This window comes from Nostoc cf. edaphicum LEGE 07299 (genome assembly GCF_015207245.1).
Classification (GTDB): domain Bacteria; phylum Cyanobacteriota; class Cyanobacteriia; order Cyanobacteriales; family Nostocaceae; genus Nostoc; species Nostoc edaphicum_B.
The window spans coordinates 1-4,619 of sequence record NZ_JADEXF010000422.1; the positions used below are offsets into that span (position 1 = coordinate 1).

4 protein-coding genes are annotated in these 4,619 nt (G+C 43.9%); all 4 read left to right on the top strand.

Translation table 11 applies throughout. The features are described from left to right. Positions 1-299 precede the first annotated feature (299 nt). The 4 genes from IQ229_RS13925 (at position 300) to IQ229_RS13940 (ending at position 4,562) form a co-directional block, all read left to right on the top strand. Positions 300-1,643, top strand: coding sequence for an adenylosuccinate synthase (locus IQ229_RS13925; RefSeq protein ID WP_194044625.1), 1,344 nt, complete (start codon positions 300-302; stop codon positions 1,641-1,643). Between the two features lie 84 nt (positions 1,644-1,727). Continuing rightward, on the top strand, positions 1,728-2,333 hold the full coding sequence (locus IQ229_RS13930) for a 50S ribosomal protein L25/general stress protein Ctc (RefSeq protein ID WP_194044627.1): 606 nt from the start codon (positions 1,728-1,730) through the stop codon (positions 2,331-2,333). A 100-nt stretch (positions 2,334-2,433) separates the two neighbouring features. Continuing rightward, the gene (locus tag IQ229_RS13935; RefSeq protein WP_194044629.1) at positions 2,434-3,963 is read left to right on the top strand and encodes a bifunctional aminoglycoside phosphotransferase/ATP-binding protein; all 1,530 of its coding nucleotides are present in this window, start codon (positions 2,434-2,436) and stop codon (positions 3,961-3,963) included. 92 nt (positions 3,964-4,055) lie between these two features. Further along, positions 4,056-4,562, top strand: a complete 507-nt coding sequence (locus IQ229_RS13940; RefSeq protein ID WP_194044631.1) for a hypothetical protein — start codon at positions 4,056-4,058, stop codon at positions 4,560-4,562. Positions 4,563-4,619: the final 57 nt, after the last annotated feature.

Here is a 4,619-nt window from a genome sequence, read left to right on the forward strand (position 1 = left end):
GATTTATACATGACAGTCACAAATAAATCCGCTAATTTTTGATATAAATTCATTTTGAACCGTAGTATCGCCAATGCAATTCGGCTCGGATAATTTGCCTATCCATAATATTTGCAGAGACTTTGCAATGCAACGTCTTTTATTAGGAATTTTAATTAACCCTACACTATCCATAAATCCAAAAGAAAACCTGTTGTGGTGAATTGAATATAGCTAAATTCTATAAATTAGCTTGACATGATTCAAGCAATGTGTTAACAATAGTAGTTTGTGGAAACTTTACTTCTTAATATAAGCTCTTGGCTAACGTCATTGTCATAGGTGCCCAATGGGGCGATGAAGGAAAAGGTAAAATAACTGACTTACTCAGCCGTTCCGCAGATGTTGTGGTGCGTTACCAAGGGGGTGTCAATGCTGGACACACGATTGTAGTTAAAGGTCAGACCTTTAAACTGCACTTGATTCCCTCTGGGATTTTGTATCCAAATACCGATTGCATTATCGGCTGTGGAACAGTCATCGATCCACAGATTTTGATCGCAGAACTCGACCAACTAAAAGAGTTAAATATTTCCACTGACCACCTGCTGATATCTGAGACAGCCCACGTAACGATGCCTTATCATCGATTGATTGACCAGGCATCTGAAGAACGACGGGGAAGCCATAAGATCGGCACAACAGGTCGGGGCATTGGGCCGACTTATGCTGACAAATCTGAACGGACAGGCATTCGGGTTTTAGACTTGATGGACCCGGATGGGCTGCGCGAGCAGCTGGAGTGGACGATTAATTATAAAAACGTCATTTTAGAAAAGCTTTACAACTTGCCACCTCTAGATCCACAAGAGGTGATTGAGCAGTATTTGGGCTATGCAGAACGCTTGCGGCCTCACGTTCTTGATACATCGTTGAAAATATCCGATGCGATTCAACGACGACGCAATATTTTGTTTGAAGGCGCACAAGGTACGCTCCTAGACTTAGATCACGGAACTTATCCTTATGTCACCTCCTCTAACCCTGTCGCAGGTGGGGCTTGCGTTGGTACTGGGGTAGGGCCGACAATGATTGACCGGGTAATTGGGGTCTCAAAAGCCTATACAACCCGTGTCGGAGAGGGGCCATTTCCGACTGAATTGGATGGAGAGTTGGGAGAATTGTTGTGCGATCGCGGTGCCGAATTTGGCACAACCACCGGACGCAAACGGCGCTGTGGCTGGTTTGATGCGGTCATCGGTCGCTATGCCGTGCGGATTAACGGCATGGATTGTATGGCGCTGACCAAACTAGATGTTCTTGATGAATTAGAGGAAATCCAAGTTTGTGTCGCTTATGACATAGATGGCCAACGCAGCGAACACTTCCCCACAAGTTCTCGTCAGTTTGCTAGATGTCGCCCCATCTACAAAACCTTACCAGGGTGGAAAGTGTCAACAACTCACTGCCGCACCCTAGAAGACTTACCACAAGCTGCATTGGATTATCTCAAATTCTTAGCCGAATTGATGGAAGTTCCGATCGCGATCGTCTCATTAGGAGCCAGCCGCGATCAAACGATAATCGTAGAAGACCCCATCCACGGGCCCAAACGCGCTTTATTGCACCCTGACGGTACACCTGCTACCCTACTTAGTGCTTAGTGAGTGCTGAGTGCTGAGTGCTGAGTGCTGAGTACTAGGATTTAATGACAAAGGACAACTGACAACTGACAAAGGACAACTTTTATGGCTATTACAGTCGAATCTCAAAAACGTCCAGAAGGCAGCAAGCCAAGAGCTTTGCGCCGTGCTGGATTGATACCTGCCAATTTGTATGGTCATAAGGGTACAGAATCTATTTCTTTGACCATTGAAGCTAAAACTGTTGAGCGTTTGCTCAAAAGAGCTTCCGTTAACAACACCTTGATTGAGTTGAATATTGCTGATGCACCTTGGCGCGGTAAAACCTTGCTGCGGGAACTTCAAATTCATCCAGCCAAAGGTACGCCTTATCACCTCAGCTTTTTCGCGGTTGCTGGCCACGGTGACACCACTGTAGAAGTACGTCTGCGTTTTGTGGGATCTGCTGTTGGTGTTAAACAAGAGGGTGGTGTGTTAGACACCGTAATTACTGAATTGCAAGTTAGTTGTGCGCCAGAAAACATCCCAGATGTAATCGAAATCGATGTCTCTAACCTGCAAATTGGAGACAGCTTGAGTATTAGTGATATACCCTTTCCTGAAGGTGTAACACCTCTTGCTGAATCAGAGCGACTTGTTGTGAGCGTTTTGCCACCACAAATTAGCGCTGAAGATGCTGGCACAGAAACTGAAACTGAAGCAGTTTCTTAAGCTAGGTAAACTGTGTAATAATTTTTGATGATATCCAGGGGGGAACTCCTGGTTTTTTTGTATTTGAACCGCACAGGCGCAGAGAGCGCAGAGGACAGAGATGACAGAAGCGACTCTTCCAGCTTTAATTCAGCAAATGTTGCAGCCGGGATTTTATCCCCATAAGGTAACAGAACCCATTCAACTAATTCAAACTCACATTTCTTATGTGCTGTTAACTGGAGATTACGCTTATAAACTGAAAAAACCTGTGAATTTTGGCTTTTTGGACTTTTCCACCTTAGATAAGCGGCAGCATTTTTGTCAGGAAGAGTTACGGTTAAATCAGCGGGGTGCTGGTGAATTATATTTAGAAGTTTTGCCTATAACTCTGGTAGGGGAACAATACCAGTTAGAGGGAACAGCCGAGGCTGTGGAATATGTGCTGAAGATGCGCCAGTTTCCTCAAGAGTCGCTATTAAGCACATTTTTTGAAGAAGGTAAGTTAAATGAGACGCGCTTAGATGAGTTGGGACGGGTGGTGGCTCAATACCATGCTGAAGCTCAGACGAATGATTACATTCGCACTTTTGGTGAAGTGCCAAATGTTCGGGCTGCCTTTGATGAGAATTATCAGCAAACTGAGAAGTATATTGGTAGCCCTCAGACTCAGGCGCAATTTACAGAAACACAGCAATATACAGATAAATTTTTTGCCGAACGTCCAGAATTATTTGCTAGCAGAATCCACAACGATTATATTCGTGAATGTCACGGGGATTTACACCTGAGAAATATTGCCCTGTGGCACGATAAAATCTTGTTGTTCGATTGCATTGAGTTTAATGAGCCGTTTCGCTTTGTCGATGTGATGTACGATGTGGCGTTTACGGTGATGGATTTGGAAGCTCGTCAGCGTAAAGATTTGGGTAATGCGTTTTTGAATGCTTATATAGAGCAAACTGGAGACTGGGAAGGTTTACAGGTGTTGCCCTTGTATTTAAGTCGTCAGGCTTATGTCCGGGCGAAGGTGACATCATTTTTACTAGATGATCCGAGTGTACCCGCAACGGTAAAGGAAGAAGCGACAAAAACGGCTGCTGACTATTACAAACAGGCTTGGGAGTACACTAAACCAAATCTGGGACAACTAATTTTAATGTCGGGATTGTCAGGTTCTGGTAAAAGTACCACAGCAAGGTCTTTAGCCCGTCAACAGGGAGCAATTCACCTGCGTTCTGATGCGGTGCGGAAGCATTTAGGGGGAATTCCGTTGTGGGAAAAGGGTGGCGATGATTTGTATACTCCTGAGATGACCGAGAAAACTTACACACGGCTGTTGGAATTGGGAATTATCCTAGCTAATCAAGGTTTTTCGGTGATTTTGGATGCCAAATATGATAAGCAGCAATTGCGGCAAGAAGCGATCGCACAAGCTACAAAACATCAACTTCCCCTTCAGATTATCCAATGCACAGCACCGTTGGAAGTGCTAAAAGAGCGTTTGAACAATCGTACTGGTGATATTGCTGATGCCACCGCCGATTTATTAGCCTCACAAATCAAACAAGCTGAACCTTTCACAGAAGAGGAACAACCTTATGTAAAGATTTGGGATACAACTCAGCCACAACAGGCACAATTAAAATAATTCGTAATTCGTAATTCGTAATTCGTAATTCGTAATTTTCGATTTAATTACAAATTACGAATTAGTAATTAGTTAAATAAGCTTTTTATTTTATGGCAGACAAAAAGAACGACCTTTTCAGTATTTCTCCCAGCTTCTTTTCTCAACTATTATTTGGGGCATTTTTAACATTTATATTAATAATGACTGGCTCCGCACCAGCCCTGAGCATCTTCTTAGGAATCATGGGCGGTTTCATCTTAAGCTGGATCGCAAATTTAACTGATAATAGTCCCCAGGCTCCAGCTGTCGCCTCATCTGATGGTGTTGATACAGGATTGAAATACTGGTTATTTTTCATGCTGGGCTTTGTATATTTGGGCTATCCCGCACCGATGAGTATCTTACTAGGTGGATTAGGCGCTTTAGCTGGAGGCTGGATTACTGCTTGGTGGGGAAGTAAGGAAGAAACTAGAACTCAGTTGCAAGTTGAAGAATCAGAAGAGACAGAAGTTGAATCAACGAATGAAAGGATCAACAAACGGCAAATCAGAAAAGCCGGTCGCCGTTATCGCCGCGCTCCTGGCAGTGGTTTCAATTACAAGTTTTGGGAAAGGTAGTAATTTGGGCATTGGGCATTGGTCATTGGGCATTGGGCATTGGGCATTGGTCAATAA

Excerpts from the sequence above, each read along its gene's own strand:
- IQ229_RS13930 (WP_194044627.1), top strand. The coding sequence starts at position 1,728 with ATGGCTATTACAGTCGAATCTCAAAAACGTCCAGAAGGCAGCAAGCCA.
- IQ229_RS13935 (WP_194044629.1), top strand. The coding sequence starts at position 2,434 with ATGACAGAAGCGACTCTTCCAGCTTTAATTCAGCAAATGTTGCAGCCG.
- IQ229_RS13940 (WP_194044631.1), top strand. The coding sequence starts at position 4,056 with ATGGCAGACAAAAAGAACGACCTTTTCAGTATTTCTCCCAGCTTCTTT.